We start from the raw sequence: 19,830 nt of genomic DNA, 5'->3' as shown, positions 1-19,830 counted from the left end.
GGGAGCGAGCCTGCTCGCGAAGACGTCGTGTCAGGCGACATCAATAGGGCTGACCCGCCGCTTTCGCGAGCAGGCTCGCTCCCACAGGGACCTCTGCTGGCCAAACAGGCAGGCATATTCATATACCCTTTCGATCTAGCCAGCGCCCTGATTAGAAGCGGGCCGCTGTGCTAGGATCCCCGCTCGAACACGGCCCGCTGGCCGTTCATAAGAAAGATTTCGTGAGTAGCCATGGTCGACAAACTGACGCATCTGAAACAGCTGGAGGCGGAAAGCATCCACATCATCCGCGAGGTGGCCGCCGAGTTTGATAACCCGGTGATGCTGTACTCCATCGGTAAAGACTCCGCCGTGATGCTGCACCTGGCACGCAAGGCCTTCTTCCCCGGCAAGCTGCCGTTTCCGGTGATGCACGTCGACACTCGCTGGAAGTTCCAGGAGATGTACGCCTTCCGCGACAAGATGGTTGCGGAGCTGGGCCTGGACCTGATCACCCACATCAACCCGGACGGTGTGGCGCAGAACATCAACCCGTTCACCCACGGCAGTGCCAAGCACACCGACATCATGAAGACCGAAGGCCTGAAACAGGCACTGGACAAGCATGGTTTCGACGCCGCCTTCGGTGGTGCGCGCCGCGATGAAGAGAAATCCCGCGCCAAGGAGCGCGTGTACTCGTTCCGCGACAGCAAGCACCGCTGGGATCCGAAAAACCAGCGTCCCGAGCTGTGGAACGTCTACAACGGCAAGGTCAACAAGGGCGAGTCGATCCGCGTATTCCCGCTGTCGAACTGGACCGAGCTGGACATCTGGCAGTACATCTACCTCGAAGGCATCCCGATCGTGCCGCTGTACTTCGCCGCCGAGCGTGAAGTCATCGAGAAGAACGGCACCCTGATCATGATCGACGACGAGCGCATCCTCGAACACTTGAGCGATGAAGACAAAGCCCGCATCGTCAAAAAGAAAGTGCGTTTCCGTACCCTTGGCTGCTACCCGTTGACGGGCGCGGTGGAGTCCGAGGCCGAAAGCCTCACGGACATCATTCAGGAAATGCTCCTGACGCGAACTTCCGAGCGCCAGGGCCGTGTCATCGACCACGATGGCGCAGGCTCGATGGAAGACAAAAAACGTCAAGGTTATTTCTAAGGGGCTGTCATGTCGCATCAATCTGATTTGATCAGCGAGGACATCCTCGCCTACCTGGGCCAGCACGAACGTAAAGAGCTGCTGCGCTTTCTGACCTGCGGTAACGTCGACGACGGCAAGAGCACCCTGATCGGGCGCCTGCTGCACGACTCCAAGATGATCTACGAAGATCATCTGGAAGCGATCACCCGCGACTCGAAAAAAGTCGGCACCACCGGCGAAGACATCGACCTGGCATTGCTGGTCGACGGCCTGCAGGCCGAGCGTGAGCAAGGCATCACCATCGATGTCGCCTACCGCTATTTCTCCACCGCCAAGCGCAAATTCATCATTGCCGACACCCCCGGCCATGAGCAGTACACCCGCAACATGGCCACCGGTGCGTCCACCTGTGACCTGGCGATCATCCTGGTCGACGCCCGTTACGGCGTGCAGACCCAGACCCGTCGCCACAGCTTCATCGCCTCCCTGCTGGGCATCAAGCACATCGTCGTCGCCATCAACAAGATGGACCTCAAGGACTTCGATCAGGGCGTGTTCGAGTCGATCAAGGCCGACTACCTGAAGTTCGCCGAAGGCTTGAAGCTCAAGCCGACCAGCATGCACTTCGTGCCGATGTCGGCACTGAAGGGCGACAACGTGGTGAACAAGTCCGAGCGCTCGCCGTGGTACACCGGCCAGTCGCTGATGGAAATTCTCGAGACCGTGGAAGTGGCGGGCGACCGCAACTTCACCGACATGCGTTTCCCGGTGCAGTACGTCAACCGTCCCAACCTGAACTTCCGCGGTTTCGCCGGCACCCTGGCCAGCGGCATCGTCAAGAAAGGCGACGAAGTCGTGGTACTGCCGTCGGGCAAGAGCAGCCGCGTGAAATCCATCGTCACCTTCGAAGGTGAGCTGGAGCACGCCGGTCCTGGCCAGGCGGTCACGCTGACCATGGAAGACGAAATCGACATCTCCCGTGGCGACCTGCTGGTTCACGCGGACAACGTGCCGCCGGTCACCGACAGCTTCGAAGCGATGCTGGTGTGGATGGCCGAAGAGCCGATGCTGCCGGGCAAGAAATACGACATCAAGCGCGCCACCAGTTACGTGCCGGGCTCCATTGCCAGCATCGTCAACAAGGTCGACGTGAACACCCTGGAAGAAGCACCGGCCAGCGCGTTGCAGTTGAACGAAATCGGCAAGGTCAAGATCGCGCTCGACGCGCCGATTGCCCTCGACGGTTACGACAGCAACCGCACCACCGGCGCATTCATCGTCATCGACCGTTTGACCAACGGCACCGTTGGTGCGGGCATGATCGTCGCGCAACCGGTCGCGCATGGCACCAGCACCCACCACGGCAAACTGGCTCACGTTGCCACCGAAGAACGCGCCCTGCGCTTCGGCCAGCAGCCAGCCACCGTGTTGTTCAGCGGCCTGTCGGGCGCTGGCAAATCCACCCTGGCCTATGCCGTGGAGCGCAAGCTGTTCGACCTTGGGCGTGCAGTCTTTGTGCTCGATGGCCAGAACCTGCGTCACGACCTGAACAAAGGTCTGCCACAGGATCGCGCCGGGCGTACCGAGAACTGGCGTCGTGCCGCGCACGTGGCGCGTCAGTTCAACGAAGCCGGTCTGTTGACCCTGGCAGCCTTCGTTGCACCAAGTGCCGAAGGTCGTGAGCAGGCCAAGGACCTGATCGGCAAGGAGCGTCTGGTGACGGTCTATGTCCAGGCTTCGCCGGCGGTCTGCGCCGAGCGTGACCCGCAAGGCCTGTACGCGGCGGCAGGGGATAACATCCCGGGCGAATCCTTCCCGTACGATGTGCCGCTGGATGCTGACCTTGTGATCGACACCCAGTCCGTGTCGCTGGAAGAAGGCGTCAAGCAAGTGCTGGATCTGCTGCGTAAACGCGGCGCGATCTAAGCGTCAGCCAGAAAAAAGAAACCCGCCGATGAGTGATCATCGGCGGGTTTTTTTGTGCCCGCGAAGAGCCCTTGCAGTCGCCTCACATTCTGGCTGGTACTCCCAATGCACACCGGCTAGGCAGCCGGAAATCTGAAGTGGTGCAATGCCAAAGTCACTAGCGTTTGGGAAAAGGACTACAGAGTTACCGGAAATGGGTAAGTTTTATTGATTCGTAAATGAGCATAGTGTTGTTGGTAGTCGAAGTGAGATAGTTCAGAGGTATTTCAAATTGTTCATAAGTAAATAAGTTCTTGTATGGCTATGGGTTTTGATTTGCGCTCAGGGAGTAAGGTGTGCGAAATAAAGTGTTATTGGTTTCCAGGAGGTATGTGGCTGGTACCTCTGAAACTGCTTTTTGTCTAATTATTTTTTTGTTGTTTTCTTTTTCTGTTTTCTATTTTTTTAGCAAAGTAGTAGAAGTTCCCTTGGTGCCAAGGAAGTTAGTGTTGGAAGATGCGTATATATATAGGGGTCTTTCGGATGCTTCGAAAACTACTTCGTATTTGCATCTGAGAGTCGGTCGCGATGATGGTGCGTATAACTATATTATTGAAGCTTCAAACCGTGATCTTCGGCACTTGGACTTGAGTAAGTCACGGAAGCTGTTGGTTGCTGTGGATTCTTCACGGAATACACAGTTTATCTGGGGGGTTTATGATGAGGGCGGAGTAGTTATGATAAATCGTGAAAATATATTGCAGTGGGTAAAACTCAACAATACTGCAAATTATTTCATGCTATTTACATTTTTACTATTGTCCATCTATTTGCTCATGTTGATTGTTAGGAATGGTATCTGGAACAGGCTTTTTGCGAAAAGGATAGCGCATGAAGATCGAGCAGGTTGACAATAGTATATATGTGATTGACGATTTCTTAACGGAAGGAGAGGAGCAAAGTATAAATCGGCAACTAAAAGGTGCCGTCTGGAGGTATAACTGGCCGAATTATGAGGAACTGCCCTTTGTTAGGCCTTGTTGGCACGTATTTATTGCGGGTAAAGGTCGCCCCGATCGGCAATCCTGTTTAGAAGAGTTGAGCAGCAATGAATCGTGGTGTTTTCTCGTAAAGCTCTGGAAGAGGCTATCAAGCTTACATAGTTTCAACATAACATTGTTAGGCGTTTACGCGAATGGGCAGACGTTTGGGCAAGATACGATTATTCACCGCGATAACAAGACGCATCCTGGGTTTACAGTAATTGTTTTTTGTAACGAGCATTGGCCCACATCTTGGGGAGGGGAGCTCGTTTTTTATGATGATAATAAAGAAAATGTTGTTAAAGCTGTACTGCCAAAATCTCGCCGGATAGTGATTTTCGATGGAAGGATTCCACACGCTGCGAGATCGCCGTCAGTGAAGTGTGATCAGGTAAGAATGACACTTGCGTTTAAAACTGTGATTAAGGAGTGATGTATGGCTGGGAAAGCTGAAATAATTGTCGGAGTAGTGAATGATGGTATAACTGTTGGTTCGGGCGCGACTGCAGTATCGGATCAGTTCATAGTTAACGGTACAGGGATGGTGCTCTTGAGTCAGACGGCACAAACCGGTGCTGTAATAGCGAGCGTGACATCTGTCACTAAGTTGGCAGGTCCTTATGTGCCGATTGTTAGCATGCCTGCTAATATTGTTGCGGGTACGATTACATTTCTAAAAATTGGGATAGATATTAGGGAGGGGGCAGAATTAAAGGCTGATGACTTTTTTAGTCTTTTAGGCAATGTTGCAGGTGTGATTGCAACCATGGCAATCTTGGTCGCTGCTCCACCCGTGGTCGTTGCTAGCCTCACTATTGTGAGCGTAGGTGTTGGTTTATATTCCATTCGCAATTCGGAGACATTTAAAACGATCACCAAAAATGCAGCGGACTTCTTTAGAGAAAATCCATCGGATAGCTATCTTGACTATGCTTGCGCACCCGATATGAGGATTGTCCATAAAGATACGTTGCGGGCGGCGTATAACAATCAGATGCTTTCCTGTAATTGGATATCTGAGACAGGGGAGTTGATGCTTTCTGCGGCGGCTGCTCCCAATGAAGATGGTGCAGGCGTTGGTTTTATTCCTCCCACAAATCCGGTGCTTCCGACTGCTCCTCCTCCTGATATAGTCCCAGTAATCACCATTGGTCCTCTTGAGTTCGGTGATCCAAATAATAGCGCTGACGATAACGGTGATGAGTATGGCTGCTGTACTAGTGGAAGTGATGGTTATGTGTAGCGAGTCGCGTATATAGATTGTCTATTATTAAATTTTTGTTCTCTGATGTGAAATCTGCCAGACCAGTTATAAGAATCCTTTAACAGCTAAGTCAAGTGAGGCTGGATTTGGATTGCGCTTGTGTGCGCCTGTCAGGCTTGGCTCGTAATAGCCCGGTATGCAACTAACGCTGATTTTCAACGACTCACTGGCGGTTGGTGTCGCTGGAAGAAGGCGTCAAGAAAGTGCTGGATCTGCTGCGTAAACGCGGCGCGATCTAAGCGTTAGCTGGAAAAAAGAAACCCGCCGATGAGTGATCATCGGCGGGTTTTTGTTTTTGGCCAACTCGGTCAACTGTAGGAGTGAGCCTGCTCGCGATAGCGGTGGATCAGTCGACAAAAACTCTGAATGTACGACCGCCATCGCGAGCAGGCTCGCTCCTACAGGGGATCACCGTTTGCCTGGATATTCGCGATGCATCTGTTCGAGCAACGCATCCTTGTCCTGCCACATCTGATTGATCCAGCCCTGGAACTGCAAGCGGTACTCACCGTCCTGGTCGTAGTTCTTGCCGATGAATTGCGGCGGAATCTTCAGCTCTTCGAAGTGCACCGCCACATCCTTCACGTTCCCGCACAGCAGGTCCCAGAAACCGGGGCGTCCGGCCGGGTAGTGAATGGTCACGTTGACGATCGATTCCAGCTGTTCGCCCATCGCATCCAACACAAAGGCAATACCGCCGGCCTTGGGTTTGAGCAGGTACTTGAACGGTGACTGCTGCTGCGCGTGCTTGCCCTTCGTAAAGCGCGTGCCTTCGACGAAGTTGAAAATGCCGACCGGGTTGTCGCGAAACTTCGCGCAGGTCTTGCGGGTGGTTTCCAGGTCCTTGCCTTTCTTTTCCGGGTGCTTTTCCAGGTACGCCTTGGAGTAGCGCTTCATGAACGGAAAGCCCAATGCCCACCACGCGAGCCCGATCACCGGCACCCAGATCAGTTCCTGCTTGAGAAAGAACTTCAGCGGCTGGATGCGTCGGTTGAGCACGTATTGCAGCACCAGAATGTCGACCCAGCTCTGGTGGTTACTGGTGATCAAATAGGAGTGCCGATAGTCGAGGCCGTGCAGGCCGCTGATGTGCCAGCGGGTGCGGCGAACCAGGTTCATCCAGCCCTTGTTGAGGCTGATCCAGGCTTCGTGAGTGTGGCTCATCAGCCAGCCGGCAATGCGCTGGGTCAGGGCGAACGGCAAAGCCTTGACCAGCGCCACACAGAACAGGAACGAGCAGAGCAGAATCGTGTTCAACGCCAACAGCAGCGAAGCGATGACACCGCGCACCGGTGCAGGTAGAAAGTCCAGCATTTAAACATCCATAGGTCGGTTGGCTGCCTGGATCGCGGTCAACGCGATGGTGTAGACGATGTCATCGACCTGCGCACCGCGCGGCAAGTCGTTCACCGGTTTGCGCAGGCCTTGCAGCATTGGCCCGAGGCTGACGCAATCGGCGCTGCGCTGCACGGCCTTGTGCGTGGTGTTGCCGGTGTTGAGGTCGGGGAACACGAACACCGTGGCGCGACCGGCCACCTGGCTGTTCGGCGCCAGTTGCCGGGCCACGGTTTCGTTGGCGGCGGCGTCGTACTGCAACGGGCCGTCGATCAGCAGCGTGCGTTGCTGTTCATGGGCGAGCAACGTCGCTTCGCGGACCTTCTCGACTTCTTCACCCGAAGCCGACTCACCGCTGGAATAGCTGATCATCGCCACCCGCGGCGTGATGCCGAATGCCGCCGCCGAATCGGCACTTTGCAGCGCAATCTCGGCCAGTTCGCTGGCGCTCGGGTGCGGGTTCATCACGCAGTCGCCGTAGACCAGCACCTCTTCGGGAAACAGCATGAAGAACACCGACGACACCAGGGTGCAGCCTGGCGCGGTCTTGATCAGTTGCAGGGCCGGGCGGATGGTATTGGCCGTGGAGTGAATGACCCCGGACACCAGGCCATCGACCTCATCCAGCGCCAGCATCATGGTGCCAATCACCACGGGATCTTCCAGTTGCTGCTCGGCCATCGGCGCGTTGAGGCTCTTGGTCTTGCGCAGGGCAACCATCGGCTCGACATAGCGCTCGCGGATCAGGTCCGGGTCGAGGATTTCCAGCCCCGCCGGCAGCTCAATACCCTGGGCGCGAGCGACCGCTTCGACGTCCGCCGGTTTGGCCAGCAACACACAGCGGGCGATGCCCCGAGCCTGGCAGATGGCAGCGGCCTGTACGGTCAGCGGCTCGCTGCCTTCGGGCAGGACGATGCGTTTGTTGGCGTTCTGGGCGCGCTGGATCAATTGATAGCGGAACACCGCCGGCGACAGGCGCATTTCCCGTGGCGTGCCGCAGCGTTGGTGCAGCCAGTCGGCGTCCAGATAGCCGGCGACGAAGTCGGTGATGATCTCCGCGCGCTCGCGGTCGTCGATCGGGATTTCCTTGTTCAAGCCATTCAGCAGGTTGGCGGTGTCGTAGGAGCCGGTGCTCACCGACAGCACCGGCAGACCTGCCTGCAAGGCGCCTCGGCAGAGCTCCATGATGCGCGGGTCGGGCAGGGTGTCGCTGGTCAGCAGCAGGCCCGCCAGGGGCACGCCGTTGATGGCCGCGAGGCTGACGGCGAGGATGATGTCGTCGCGATCGCCGGGGGTTACCACCAACACGCCGGGCTTGAGCAGCTCCACGGTGTTGCGCATGGTGCGTGCGCAAATGATGATCTTGGTCATGCGCCGGGTTTCATAATCGCCGGCATTGAGCACCTGGGCACCCATCAGGTCGGCCACGTCGCGGGTGCGCGGGGCGTTCAGTTCCGGCTGGTACGGGATGCAGCCCAGCAGGCGGAAGTCGCCACTGCGCAGCAGCGGCGAATGTTCTTTCAGGCGCGCGGCGAAGGCATCCATGCTCTCGTCGGTCTTGACCTTGTTCAGGATCACGCCGAGAACCTTCGGATCTTTCGGCCCGCCGAACAATTGCGCCTGCAACTCCACGCGCCCGGACAGCTCGGTCAGCACTTCGTTTTCCGGCGCCGACACCAGGATCACTTCGGCATCCAGGCTCTTGGCCAGATGCAGATTGACCCGCGCGGCATAACTGGCGCTGCGGGTCGGCACCATGCCTTCGACGATCAGCACGTCCTTGCCGATGGCCGCCTGTTGATAAAGGGTAATGATCTCTTCGAGCAATTCGTCCAGCTGACCGTCGCCGAGCATGCGCTCGACATGGGCCAGGCCCAGCGGTTGTGGCGGCTTCAGGCCGTGGGTGCGGGCGACCAGTTCGGTAGAGCGTTCGGGGCCGGTATCACCTGGATGCGGCTGGGCAATCGGTTTGAAGAAGCCGACCTTGAGGCCGGCGCGTTCCAGGGTTCGTACCAGCCCGAGACTGATGGACGTCAGACCCACGCCAAAATCGGTGGGTGCGATAAAAAAAGTTTGCATGCGGATTCTCTGGAGGTGCATGGCAGTGGCGATCATCTATATCTGACGATCTACCGAAATTCAGTCGCCAAGGTTATCGCTAACCGAGCCTTGTGCGCACCAACCGCAGTCAAAGGGCTGGCCTATTTTTTCGCGGCGTTGCGCGGGATCCATGACCCAGGCCCGGGATTGCCACGGCGGCTGGTGGCGCAGGTGCTGGGTATGGCCGCAGGAAAGATCGGCCACCCAGTGACCTTCCTCGTCCTGATGGAAGCCTGTGATCGTCACGTCCCGTCTGTCCGGGTTGTGTTCGCTTTCGGACGATTGCTTCGCTAAACTGCGTCTTTCATCATTCTTATGCAAAAGGTCTCGCCCCATGCTGATCGCCGCCAATAAGGCTGTCTCCATCGACTATACCCTGACCAACGACGCTGGTGAGGTCATCGACAGCTCCGCCGGCGGCGCGCCGCTGGTCTACCTGCAAGGCGCAGGCAACATCATCCCGGGCCTGGAAAAGGCGCTGGAAGGCAAAGCGGTCGGCGACGAGCTGAACGTATCCGTAGAACCTGAAGATGCGTACGGCGAATACGCTGCCGAACTGGTCAGCACCCTGAGCCGCAGCATGTTCGAAGGCGTCGACGAGCTGGAAGTGGGCATGCAGTTCCACGCTTCCGCTCCGGATGGCCAGATGCAGATCGTTACCATCCGCGATCTGGATGGCGACGACGTCACCGTCGACGGCAACCACCCATTGGCCGGTCAGCGCCTGAATTTCCAGGTCAAGATCGTCAATATCCGTGATGCCAGCCAGGAAGAAATCGCTCATGGTCACATCCATGGCGAAGGTGGCCATCACCACTGATTTTCTGCGCTAAGCTTTCGATAACTGGAGAGGCGCCCTGTGGGCGCCTTTTTAGTCTGCGGCTGTCCCAGGCGACGCCGCCAAGTCGTTGTTTCGAGAAAAACACGGGAATCTGGAGTACGTCATGAGTGCTTTTCACGACCTTAATTTGACAGGCCTGGATGGTAAGGCGCTTCCTTTGGCGCCGTTCAAGGGGCACGTCGTGCTGGTGGTCAACGTGGCCTCCAAGTGCGGACTGACGCCACAGTACGCGGCGCTGGAAAACCTCTACCAGCAATACAAGGGCAAGGGTTTCAGTGTGCTGGGCCTGCCGTGCAATCAGTTTGCCGGCCAGGAACCGGGCTCCGAACAAGAGATCCAGGAGTTCTGCAGCCTCAACTACGGCGTGACCTTTCCGTTGTCCAGCAAACTGGAAGTCAACGGTCATGAACGGCATCAGTTGTACAAACTGCTGGCGGGCGAGGGCGCTGAATTCCCCGGTGACATCACCTGGAATTTCGAGAAATTCCTGCTGGGCAAGGACGGACGTGTGCTGGCGCGCTTCTCGCCACGTACCGCTCCGGACGATCCAAGTGTCGTTCAGGCCATCGAAAAAGCCCTGAACTGACCCCTCCTGTGTAGGAGCGAGCACGCTCGCGATGGTAGTAGGAACACCGCGGGGTACCAGACTCCCGCGTTATCGTTGACCATCATCGCGAGCATGCTCGCTCCTACATCACCCAAATCAATAGTGCTGTTCAGCGCGTTTGAACATCCATATTATCGCCGTCATAAAGTCTATCCCCGTGGAGCGTCCAAATGCCTGTAAAAGCCCTGTTCAAACCGTTCCACCTCGGCAACCTCGAATTGCCGACCCGCGTCGTCATGGCGCCGATGACTCGCTCGTTTTCTCCTGGCGGCATCCCTAATTCCAAAGTGATCGAGTATTACCGTCGTCGCGCCGCGGCCGGCGTAGGCCTGATCATCACTGAAGGCACCACCGTCGGGCACAAGGCTTCCAACGGCTACCCGAACGTGCCGCATTTCTACGGCGAAGCCGCGCTGGCTGGCTGGAAAAAAGTGGTCGACGCGGTTCACGCCGAAGGCGGCAAGATCGTTCCGCAACTGTGGCACGTCGGCAGTGTGCGCCGCATTGGCACCGAGCCGGATGCCAGCGTGCCGGGCTACGGCCCGTCGGAAAAACTCAAAGAAGGCAATGTCGTGGTTCACGGCATGACCAAGCAAGATATTCAGGACGTGATCGCCGCGTTCGCCCAGGCCGCCAAGGATGCCCAGAGCATTGGCATGGACGGCGTGGAAATCCACGGTGCCCACGGCTATCTGATCGACCAGTTTTTCTGGGAAGGCAGCAACCAGCGTACCGACGAGTACGGCGGTGACCTGGCGAACCGTTCGCGTTTCGCCATCGAGTTGATCCAGGCCGTGCGTGCCGCAGTCGGCGAAGGTTTCCCGATCATCTTCCGCTTCTCCCAGTGGAAACAGCAGGATTACACCGCGCGCCTGGTGCAAACCCCTGAAGCCCTGGGGGCGTTCCTCAAGCCCCTGGCCGATGCTGGCGTGGATATTTTCCACTGCTCGACTCGCCGTTTCTGGGAGCCGGAGTTCGACGGTTCCGAGCTGAACCTGGCCGGCTGGACCCGCAAGCTCACCGGCAAGCCAACCATCACCGTTGGCAGTGTCGGCCTGGACGGCGAGTTCCTGCAGTTCATGGTCAATACCGACAAGGTCGCCCAGCCGGCCAGCCTGGAAAAGCTGCTGGAGCGTTTGAACAATGATGAGTTCGACCTGGTGGCGGTCGGCCGCGCGCTGTTGGTGGACCCGGACTGGGCGCAGAAAGTGCGCGAAGGCCGTGAGCAGGACATCCTGCCGTTCAGTCGTGATGCGTTGATGACGCTGGTCTAAGCAGCGCCTGATCGGTCCTCATCGCGGGCAAGCCCGCTCCCACAGGTTCTGCGTTGTACACAAAACCTGTGGGAGCGGGCTTGCCCGCGAAGACGGCCTCAAGATCAAAAGAGATTCAGGGGACGGTCGGCGCATTCGGCACCACCAACTCCCCCACACAAGCCCCCCGCAACTGCCCCTCGAACTGTTCGATGATCGCCGCCCAACCCTGGCGGCTGGCATGCTGCCGCGCATTGAGCCGCATGCAGCGCAAGGTTTCGTCCTGTTCCAGCATCCAAACCGCCGCATCGCAGAACGCTTCTTCGTCCCCGGGCATCGCCAACACACCGTTGTAGCCATGGCGAATATGTTGCGCCGCCGCAGCCTGATCGTAAGCCACCACGCCCAACCCGGAGGCCAGAGCCTCCAGCACGACATTGCCGAAGGTTTCAGTCAGGCTCGGGAACAGAAACACATCCCCTGACGCATAGTGACTGGCCAGGGCCTCACCGCGCTGGGTGCCACAGAAAATCGCATCGGGCATTTCGCTTTCCATGGGCAGGCGCTGCGGACCATCGCCCACCACGATCAGCTTCATTTTCCGCTGTGGATAAGTGGCCTTCAGGATGTCGAAGCAACGCTTGAGCAACGCCAGGTTTTTCTCCGGTGCCAAACGTCCTACATGGATGACGGCAATGTCGTTTTCGCCCAGTCCCCACTGCTCACGCAGCCCATTCAAGCGCTTGGCCGGGTGAAACAGCTGGCTGTCGACGCCCCGGGACAGCAGCGCCAGGCGTTCGAACTGCCGCCGCTCCAGCTCCATGCGTTGGCTGATGCTGGGCACCAGGGTCAGGTTCGAGCGATTGTGGAACCAGCGCAGATAGTGGGTCAGCAGGCGCGTCAGCAAACCGAGGCCGTACTGGCTGGAGTACTGCTGGAAATTGGTGTGAAAACCGCTGACCACCGAAATCCCCAGGCGCCGAGCCGCTCGCAGGGCCGACAACCCGAGCGGTCCTTCCGTGGCGATGTACAGCACATCCGGTCGATGGCGCTGCCAGCGCCGCAGAAGCTTGTGCATCGACGACTGCCCCCATTGCAGGCCGGGATAACCCGGCAGCGGCCAGCCTCGGCACAGCAGCAATTCATCGTCACTGCTCGCCGACTGATCGCAACCCTGACGCGGTCGCACCAGTTCCACCTGATGCCCGCGCGCGCGCAAACCGTCGCACAAGCGACCAAGGGTATTGGCCACGCCGTTGATTTCGGGAGGGAAGGTTTCGGTGATCAGGGTGATATGCAGAGCTGTCGTCATGACCTCAGTGTCAGCTGAGGCCATGTCGGCGTTGTGACGTTCAGATTATGGATTTATGAACGCTTTTGCGGGTATGGCTCAGCGCTGGCTCACGAGGTTCTCGGCCCCGCGCTCGCGCACCCAGAACAGGGTCGCCCCGGCCACCGCTGCCGGCATCATCAGAATGTTGACCACCGGAATCAGCAGCACCAGGTAAACAATCCCGCCGAAGCTCATGCTCTGCCAGCGCTTCTGCCGCAGCCAGGCGAGCATCTCGTTCCAGCCCAGCTTGTGGTTGTCCGCCGGGTAGTCGATGTACTGGATCGCCATCATCCACACCCCGAATAGTAGCCAGAGCGGTGCGGCGATGAGGTTCACCACGGGGATGAAGGAGAGGATGAACAGGCCGATCGCCCGGGGCAGGAAGTAACCGAGCTTGCGCATTTCCCGGGCGAAGGTCCGCGGAATCATGGCGATCAGTTCGCCCCAGCTGAAGGCCGGAAAATCGTCGGTGCCACGCACCACCACTTCGACTTTTTCCGCCAGAAAGCCGTTGAACGGTGCGGCGATCACGTTGGCCAGCATGGTGAAGGTGAAAAACACCATCAACACCACCAGCACCACGAACAGCGGCCACAGGATGTAGCTGAGGAAGCCCAGCCAATCGGGCAGGGATGGCATCAGCGTATCGACCCACAGGCTGAATTGATGGCCGGCCAGATAGATCAATCCGACGAACAGCACCAGGTTGATTGCCAGCGGCAACAACACAAACAAACGCAGACTAGGGCTCAAGACCAGCTTGAGGCCTTCGCGCAGGTATTGCGGGCCGGACAGTACAGGGGCGGGCATAACGGGCTCCGAGCAGAAGGAAAACGCGCCGACCTTACCGGCTTTGCCTGACGTGCGAAAGCGCGGCGGTGGTATCGACATTAACTGTAACAAAGGCGTCCGATTACACGCCGTGTCGGCATAGAGACCACCTATGAGCTGGATTGTTAAACCGTATTTCCTTAATCTTCGCCCCCTCGATACGCTGCACCCAATCTTTTACAGGACGGTCGGGTTCAAGCCTTAGCCAAGTGCTTTCAACCGTTCTTTTTTATTCCCGCCGGCAATCCGGCGTTCCGCGCCAGGTGTTCCGGGCCGGTCAACAGGAGCAGGTCATGTCTGAAGTCCGTCATTCGCGAGTGATTATTCTCGGTTCCGGCCCTGCCGGTTACAGCGCCGCGGTCTATGCCGCCCGTGCCAACCTCAAGCCACTGCTGATCACCGGCATGCAAGCCGGCGGTCAACTGACCACCACCACCGAAGTCGACAACTGGCCGGGCGACGTCCATGGCCTGACCGGCCCGGCGCTGATGGAGCGGATGCGCGAGCACGCCGAGCGCTTTGAGACCGAGATCGTCTTCGATCACATCAATGCCGTGGACTTCGCTGCCAAGCCGTACACCCTGACCGGCGACAGCGCGACCTACACCTGCGACGCCCTTATCATCGCCACCGGCGCCAGCGCTCGTTACCTGGGCCTGCCGTCCGAAGAAGCGTTCATGGGCAAAGGCGTTTCGGCCTGCGCGACCTGCGACGGTTTCTTCTATCGCAACAAGCCAGTGGCTGTGGTCGGTGGCGGCAACACCGCTGTCGAAGAGGCCCTGTACCTGGCCAACATCGCCAGCACCGTGACCCTGATCCACCGTCGCGAAACCTTCCGCGCCGAGAAGATCCTGATCGACAAGCTCAACGCACGCGTGGCTGAAGGCAAGATCATCCTGAAGCTCAACGCCACCCTGGACGAAGTCCTGGGCGACAACATGGGCGTGACCGGTGCCCGCCTGAAGAACAACGACGGCAGCTTCGATGAAGTGAAAGTCGACGGCGTGTTCATCGCCATCGGCCACACCCCGAACACTTCGCTGTTCGAAGGCCAACTGACTCTGAAAGACGGCTACCTGGTCGTGAACGGCGGCCGTGACGGCAACGCCACCGCCACCAACCTGGAAGGCATCTTCGCGGCGGGCGACGTGGCTGACCACGTTTACCGTCAGGCCATCACCTCGGCCGGCGCCGGTTGCATGGCGGCCCTGGATGCCGAGCGTTATCTGGACAATCTGCAGAACGCTTGATTCTGTAGAAACGAAAAACCGGCTTAACAGCCGGTTTTTTTGTGCCTTCGGAAAATGCACAAATCCCTGTAGGAGCGAGCACGCTCGCGATGGTCGTCAACGATAATCCCGGGAGCCTGACACCCCGCGGTGCTCTCAGGTTCTTCGCGAGCATGCTCGCTCCTACAGTGGGCGCTGTGGATCAGGTCAGTTTCTGCAGGCACGCTTCGAGAATATCCAGGCCCTCTTCAAGCACAGCCGCCTCGGTCGTCAACGGCGCCAGCAACCGAATGATGTGCCGCGACTTGCCGCTGGGCATCAGCAGCAAGCCCGCTTCCCGCGCCAGGGCCAGCAGTTGCGTCAATTGCGCTGGAGCCGGTGTGCCGTCGGCATTGGCCAGCTCGATCCCGCGCATCGCACCCACGCCGGTCAGGCGCCCGAGGTAGGGGGACAGGTTGCGATCACGCCAGGATTGATAGCGACTGACAATCGCCTCTTCCTGCTGGGCGCCCCAGGCCTGCAAGTGGTTATCGGTCATTTCATCCAGGGTCGCCAGCGCGGCGGCGCAGGCAATGGGGTTGCCGGAATAGGTGCCACCGAGCCCGCCCTTGGGCAGGTTGTCGAGCAGCGACTTGCGCCCTACCACCGCTCCCAGCGGCAAGCCGCCGCCGATGCTTTTGCCGAGCAGGATCAGGTCCGGTTCGATACCCAGTCGCGAGAAGGCAAAGCGCTGACCGGTGCGACCAAAGCCGGACTGGATTTCATCGGCGATCAGCACGATGCCTTTCTCGTCGCAGAACTTGCGCAGCGCCTGGGCGAACTCGACATCCATGGCCAGGAAACCCGCCTCACCCTGCACCGGTTCGACGATAAAGCAGGCCACGTCCTCGACGTCGATTTCGACGCTGAACAGGCGCTCCATGGCTTTCAAGGCCTCGGCACAGGTCACGCCGTTGTCCGGGCTGGGGTAGGGCAGGTGATACACCGGCCCCGGCAGCACGCCGACTTTCTGCTTGTAGGGCGCGACCTTGCCGTTGAGGTTGAGGGTGGCCAGGGTGCGTCCGTGGAAGGCGCCATCGAAAGCGATGACCGCGGTACGGCCGGTGGCGCCACGCACGATCTTCAACGCGTTCTCGGCCGCCTCGGCACCACTGTTGGTGAGCATGCCGCTGACCGGATACTCGACCGGGATAAACGCGGCCAGGCGATCCATGAGTTCGATATAGGGGGTATGGGGCGCGGCATTGAACGCGTAATGGGTCAGGCGGGTGGCCTGCTCGCGAATGGCTTCGACGATGCGTGGGTGGCAGTGACCGAGGTTCAGTACGCCGATGCCACCGACAAAGTCGATGTAGCGTTTGCCGTCCATGTCCCAGACTTCGGCGTTTTTACCGTGGCTGAGGGTGACTGGGTGAACGATGTTGATCGACTGACTGATGGTTTCGCTGTGCATGGAGGACCGGCTCGGAAGAAGGAGGACTTCTTTTTATCTAAGCCGTGAGCGGTGCCGGGCGGCAAACGAAATAAAGTCGCCGGGTCAATCTTAAAAGTCGGGACGTACGGTGAAACCACTACATCTCTAACCTGTGGGAGCGAGCCTGCTCGCGATGATCGCCAACGATAACGCAGGCTACCTGAAGCCCCGCGGAGTTCTTGCGTCCATCGCGAGCAGGCTCGCTCCCACAGGGTTCAGGTTCAGAGCCGGGTTTGGTTCAGCGGCGGGTCAGAGGCTGTTGCGAGAACTTCACCCCAGCCAGGCCATGGGCGATCAGCGCGCGGATATTGCCGTGGTCGCTGCCTTCAGGCGTCGCCAGCACCGAGCGGTAATGTTCACCGAACGCCAGCAGGGCTTCCTCGTCGCTCAGGCCTTCCAGCAGCGCCAGGCCCAGGGTCTTGCAGGAACCTTCGTTCTGCCCGGCGGCGTTCTCCACGCCGCCATTGTTGAACGCCTGGGGCTGGTAGTCGTAGCCGGCGGCAATGAACGCCAGGGTGTCGGCGAAGGCGTGTTCGCCGCTCTTGAGGCTGGCGCGCAGGGTGTTCAGATCACTCATTTGGTTTTCCTTTGGCGAACGCCGCCTGTTGTTCGGCGCTGGCTTCTTGCTGGTATTGGGCTTTCCACTCGGCGTACGGCATGCCGTAAACCACTTCACGGGCGTCATCGAGGCTGACCTCGATCTGGCGTTCATCGGCCGCGGCCTTGTACCACTTGGACAGGCAGTTGCGGCAGAAGCCCGAGAGGTTCATCAGGTCGATGTTCTGTACGTCCTTGCGGCTGTCCAGGTGGGCCACCAGCCGGCGAAAGGCGGCGGCTTCGAGTTCGATGCGTTCTTGATCGGTCATGGGAGTCTCTTCGAGACAGCGTTGAGCGGCGCGCTTCAAGCTGCAAGATGGGTTGCGGTGGGTCGAAGTTTACAGCTTGCCGCTTGAAGCTTGTAGCTAACGGCTTGCTGCCAGCGTAATCGACACCGATTCGGCAAACCGCAGGGCGTGGGGCTTGTCGACTTCGACTTCGGCGTAGAGCACCGATTCGTTGGCCATGACCAGGTCGAGAAGTTCCTGGGTCAGGCGCTCGAGCAGGGCAAAGCGATTGCCCTCGACATGGGCGATGATCGCCTTGGTGATGGTCCGGTAGTTCAGCGCGTGATCGATATCGTTGTCACGCACCGCTTCCTGGGCCGCGTACAGGATCGTCAGGTTGATCAACACATCCTGCTTGTTGAGGATCTCGTCCTCGTTGATGCCGATGTAGGTGCGCAGGCACAGGTCCTTGACCCGGATGCGTGCCATGCCTGGTTGAAGTTGTGGCATTACTACTTGCTCCGTCCAATCAATTGCAGGAACTCCTGGCGGGTATTGCTTGACTCGCGGAAGGCGCCGAGCATCACCGAGGTGTTCATGGTCGAATTCTGTTTCTCGACGCCGCGCATCATCATGCACATGTGCTGGGCTTCGATGACCACCGCGACACCGGCCGCCCCCGTCACTTGCTGCACGGCTTCGGCGATTTGCCGGGTGAGGTTTTCCTGGATCTGCAGGCGCCGGGCGAACATGTCCACCAGCCGCGCAATCTTCGACAGGCCCAGCACCTTGCCCGTTGGAATATAGGCCACGTGCGCCTTGCCGATGAAGGGCAGCATGTGATGCTCGCAGAGCGAGTACAGCTCGATGTTGTCGACGATCACCATCTCATCGTTGTCAGAGGCGAACAGGGCACCGTTGACGATCTCTTCGACACTTTGATCGTAGCCGTGGCAGAGGTACTGCATCGCCTTGGCCGCCCGCATCGGGGTGTCGAGCAAGCCTTCGCGGTCGGGGTTTTCACCGACGCCGATGAGGATGTCGCGATAGCTCTGGGACAGGGCGTTCTGGTGCAGGGATAACGTCATGGTAAATCCTCGCGGGACACTTATTTGATGTGCCTTCCGCCATTGACGGTCAGGGTCGTGCCGGTGACATAGGGGTTATCGAGCAAATAGCGCAGGCTCTGGTAGATCACTTCGCTGCCGGGTTCGATACCCAGCGCGGATTTGGCCAGCGCTTTGGCGCGGTAGGCCGCGTCGTCATCAGGGTTGAACAGTAGCAGGGCCGGGGCGATCCCGTTGACTTTGATGCCCGGCGCGTACTTGGCGGCGAAGGACAGAGTCAGGCTTTCCAGCCCGGCTTTGCTGGCGCAGTAGCCGATATGCCTGCTGCTGCCTTTGCGGGTCACGTCATCGCTGATGTGCACGATATCCGCAGGGTTCGAGCGTTCGAGCAGGTCGACGCAATGCAGGTTGATCAGGTAGGGCGCCAGCATGTGTACGTTGAACATGCGGGTGAACGCCGCCGCATCGGTGTCAGGGGTTTCGGCCAGCCACTCGGAAGCGTTGTGCACGATAGCGCGCAGGCTGGCGGCATGGGTTTTCACTTCGCGGATGAAATCGAGGATCCCGGTTTCGCTGGAGAAGTCCGCGAACACCGCCGTCGCCCCCAGGTCGCGCAATGTCTGCACGCCGGGGCGCTCGCTGCGGTAACTGAAGATCACGCGATGGCCGTCTTCGAGCAATCGCTGCGCACAGTGCAGGCCAACGCGCTGGCCGGCACCGGTGATGAGGATGGGGGCTACGGAAGAAGTCATGAACGGCTCGCGTCGCGGTAAGAGCAAAACTATACCAGCGCATTGCAGCGTTCACCTACGCCCTCTGTAGGAGCGAGCATGCTCGCGATGATCGTGAACGATAACGCTGGCAGCCTGGTGCTCCGCAGCGGTCTCGTGTCCATCGCGAGCATGCTCGCTCCTGCAAAGAGGGCTTCATTGGTTTTGAGAGGCGGTCTCTGCCGGCAATCGCCGTGCTGGCGCGCCGTTCAACCAGCCCGCCAACAACCGGGTCGACAACGGAATGAAGAAATAGACCATCAACGGCGTCAGGCACAGGGTGCTGATAAACACTCGAGGCAGCAGCGCCATCTCGCCCAGCAATGGCCCCAGGACAAAGTTGAACAGCAGGGATACCGGGAAGAACGCCAGCCAGATCGCCACGGCCTGCTTCCAGCGTGGCGGGCGTTGGCCGGCGGCGCCGAACCAGCCTTCGATGCCGCTGACACGATGTTCGGTCGGATGGGCGAACAGGTCGCTGCCCCGTGCCAGCCAGGCGGTACGCGAAGCGGAGTGTTCCCAGGCGTGCAGCGTCTGTTCGTCGGCGAAGCGGAAGATGATCTGGAATTCGTCATCGTCAGGTGGCGGCGCGAGTACGCCGGAGCCCAGATAACCGGGGAAATCGGTGGCCAGTTGTTCGCCTTCGCGCAACCAGGCGATCAGGTCCTGGTAGCGGCCATCGGCAACGCGGCGCGCAACCATCAGGGTGACGGGGGAAGCAGACATTTTGTATCTCCAAAAGCAGAGGCGTCGCTCCGGGTAGGAGTTTCGCCAGGCGCAGCGCCGGGGTGGTGGGCTGCGTCGTGTGACAGGCAAGGATTGT

The 19,830-nt window shown here is 59.0% G+C and carries 21 protein-coding genes; 9 read left to right on the top strand and 12 right to left on the bottom strand.

Features of this window, described 5'->3' with window-relative positions:
- The first annotated feature begins 231 nt into the window (after positions 1 to 231).
- The 5 genes from cysD to ABTV29_RS26835 all read left to right on the top strand — a co-directional run bounded on the left by cysD (position 232) and on the right by ABTV29_RS26835 (position 5,322).
- On the top strand, positions 232 to 1,149 hold the full coding sequence (gene cysD, locus ABTV29_RS26855; protein ID WP_116580974.1) for a sulfate adenylyltransferase subunit CysD: 918 nt from the start codon (positions 232 to 234) through the stop codon (positions 1,147 to 1,149).
- A gap of 9 nt (positions 1,150 to 1,158) precedes the next feature.
- Entirely contained in the window at positions 1,159 to 3,057 is a 1,899-nt protein-coding gene (cysN, locus tag ABTV29_RS26850) for a sulfate adenylyltransferase subunit CysN (RefSeq protein ID WP_433767587.1), read from the top strand.
- Positions 3,058 to 3,428: 371 nt separating this feature from the next.
- Positions 3,429 to 3,947 carry a hypothetical protein gene (locus ABTV29_RS26845; RefSeq protein WP_433767586.1) on the top strand — a complete coding sequence of 173 codons (519 nt, stop codon included), beginning with the start codon at positions 3,429 to 3,431 and terminating at the stop codon, positions 3,945 to 3,947.
- Entirely contained in the window at positions 3,928 to 4,512 is a 585-nt protein-coding gene (locus ABTV29_RS26840; RefSeq protein WP_433767585.1) for a 2OG-Fe(II) oxygenase, read from the top strand. Before ABTV29_RS26845 ends, ABTV29_RS26840 begins: the two co-directional genes overlap by 20 nt.
- A 3-nt stretch (positions 4,513 to 4,515) precedes the next feature.
- Positions 4,516 to 5,322: a hypothetical protein gene (locus ABTV29_RS26835; RefSeq protein WP_433767584.1), complete on the top strand. Its 807-nt coding sequence runs from the start codon at positions 4,516 to 4,518 to the stop codon at positions 5,320 to 5,322.
- Positions 5,323 to 5,751: 429 nt separating this feature from the next.
- On the opposite strand, the gene ABTV29_RS26830 is transcribed toward ABTV29_RS26835, so the two are convergent.
- The 3 genes from ABTV29_RS26830 to ABTV29_RS26820 are packed head-to-tail and all read right to left on the bottom strand — an operon-like array spanning position 5,752 to position 9,144.
- Positions 5,752 to 6,657, bottom strand: a complete 906-nt coding sequence (locus ABTV29_RS26830; RefSeq protein ID WP_433767583.1) for an acyltransferase — start codon at positions 6,655 to 6,657, stop codon at positions 5,752 to 5,754.
- The gene (gene pta / locus ABTV29_RS26825; protein ID WP_433767582.1) at positions 6,658 to 8,757 is read right to left on the bottom strand and encodes a phosphate acetyltransferase; all 2,100 of its coding nucleotides are present in this window, start codon (positions 8,755 to 8,757) and stop codon (positions 6,658 to 6,660) included.
- A gap of 60 nt (positions 8,758 to 8,817) precedes the next feature.
- Positions 8,818 to 9,144, bottom strand: coding sequence for a DUF3565 domain-containing protein (locus ABTV29_RS26820; protein ID WP_433767581.1), 327 nt, complete (start codon positions 9,142 to 9,144; stop codon positions 8,818 to 8,820).
- On the opposite strand from ABTV29_RS26820, the gene ABTV29_RS26815 reads away from it, so the two are divergent.
- From ABTV29_RS26815 to ABTV29_RS26805, 3 genes are all read left to right on the top strand, one after another.
- Positions 9,113 to 9,598 (top strand): FKBP-type peptidyl-prolyl cis-trans isomerase, encoded by a 486-nt coding sequence (locus ABTV29_RS26815; RefSeq protein ID WP_433767579.1) that lies wholly within the window; start codon positions 9,113 to 9,115, stop codon positions 9,596 to 9,598. The genes ABTV29_RS26820 and ABTV29_RS26815 overlap by 32 nt on opposite strands.
- A 124-nt stretch (positions 9,599 to 9,722) precedes the next feature.
- Positions 9,723 to 10,205 (top strand): glutathione peroxidase, encoded by a 483-nt coding sequence (locus ABTV29_RS26810; protein WP_433767578.1) that lies wholly within the window; start codon positions 9,723 to 9,725, stop codon positions 10,203 to 10,205.
- A 191-nt stretch (positions 10,206 to 10,396) separates the two neighbouring features.
- Positions 10,397 to 11,500 (top strand): NADH:flavin oxidoreductase, encoded by a 1,104-nt coding sequence (locus tag ABTV29_RS26805; RefSeq protein ID WP_433767577.1) that lies wholly within the window; start codon positions 10,397 to 10,399, stop codon positions 11,498 to 11,500.
- 115 nt (positions 11,501 to 11,615) lie between these two features.
- Here the strand turns inward: ABTV29_RS26805 and ABTV29_RS26800 are convergent, their stop codons facing one another.
- Positions 11,616 to 12,815 carry a glycosyltransferase family 4 protein gene (locus ABTV29_RS26800; protein WP_433767576.1) on the bottom strand — a complete coding sequence of 400 codons (1,200 nt, stop codon included), beginning with the start codon at positions 12,813 to 12,815 and terminating at the stop codon, positions 11,616 to 11,618.
- Between the two features lie 54 nt (positions 12,816 to 12,869).
- Positions 12,870 to 13,622: a sulfate transporter CysZ gene (gene cysZ, locus ABTV29_RS26795; protein ID WP_433767574.1), complete on the bottom strand. Its 753-nt coding sequence runs from the start codon at positions 13,620 to 13,622 to the stop codon at positions 12,870 to 12,872.
- A gap of 314 nt (positions 13,623 to 13,936) precedes the next feature.
- Between cysZ and trxB the strand changes: the two genes are divergently transcribed.
- On the top strand, positions 13,937 to 14,893 hold the full coding sequence (gene trxB / locus ABTV29_RS26790) for a thioredoxin-disulfide reductase (RefSeq protein ID WP_110966387.1): 957 nt from the start codon (positions 13,937 to 13,939) through the stop codon (positions 14,891 to 14,893).
- Between the two features lie 181 nt (positions 14,894 to 15,074).
- On the opposite strand, the gene ABTV29_RS26785 is transcribed toward trxB, so the two are convergent.
- The 7 genes from ABTV29_RS26785 to ABTV29_RS26755 all read right to left on the bottom strand — a co-directional run bounded on the left by ABTV29_RS26785 (position 15,075) and on the right by ABTV29_RS26755 (position 19,733).
- Positions 15,075 to 16,325, bottom strand: a complete 1,251-nt coding sequence (locus tag ABTV29_RS26785; RefSeq protein ID WP_433767573.1) for a 2-aminoadipate transaminase — start codon at positions 16,323 to 16,325, stop codon at positions 15,075 to 15,077.
- Between the two features lie 259 nt (positions 16,326 to 16,584).
- Positions 16,585 to 16,923, bottom strand: coding sequence for a HopJ type III effector protein (locus tag ABTV29_RS26780; RefSeq protein ID WP_433767572.1), 339 nt, complete (start codon positions 16,921 to 16,923; stop codon positions 16,585 to 16,587).
- Positions 16,916 to 17,212: a DUF1244 domain-containing protein gene (locus tag ABTV29_RS26775; RefSeq protein ID WP_433767571.1), complete on the bottom strand. Its 297-nt coding sequence runs from the start codon at positions 17,210 to 17,212 to the stop codon at positions 16,916 to 16,918. The genes ABTV29_RS26780 and ABTV29_RS26775 overlap by 8 nt, the downstream gene beginning before the upstream one ends.
- Before the next feature lie 96 nt (positions 17,213 to 17,308).
- Complete coding sequence (gene folX, locus ABTV29_RS26770; protein ID WP_008054404.1) at positions 17,309 to 17,680, bottom strand: dihydroneopterin triphosphate 2'-epimerase; 372 nt, start codon at positions 17,678 to 17,680, stop codon at positions 17,309 to 17,311.
- A gap of 2 nt (positions 17,681 to 17,682) precedes the next feature.
- Entirely contained in the window at positions 17,683 to 18,258 is a 576-nt protein-coding gene (folE, locus tag ABTV29_RS26765) for a GTP cyclohydrolase I FolE (RefSeq protein WP_433767570.1), read from the bottom strand.
- Between the two features lie 20 nt (positions 18,259 to 18,278).
- Entirely contained in the window at positions 18,279 to 18,989 is a 711-nt protein-coding gene (folM, locus tag ABTV29_RS26760; RefSeq protein WP_433767569.1) for a dihydromonapterin reductase, read from the bottom strand.
- Positions 18,990 to 19,163: 174 nt separating this feature from the next.
- Positions 19,164 to 19,733 carry an antibiotic biosynthesis monooxygenase gene (locus tag ABTV29_RS26755; RefSeq protein WP_433767568.1) on the bottom strand — a complete coding sequence of 190 codons (570 nt, stop codon included), beginning with the start codon at positions 19,731 to 19,733 and terminating at the stop codon, positions 19,164 to 19,166.
- Between the last annotated feature and the right edge of the window lie 97 nt (positions 19,734 to 19,830).

Origin of the sequence: Pseudomonas putida (assembly GCF_050989985.1) — a bacterium.
GTDB classification, from domain to species: Bacteria; Pseudomonadota; Gammaproteobacteria; order Pseudomonadales; family Pseudomonadaceae; genus Aquipseudomonas; species Aquipseudomonas putida_AI.
Note: the sequence above shows the minus strand (reverse complement) of the source record. Positions and strands in the feature narration are given on the sequence as shown.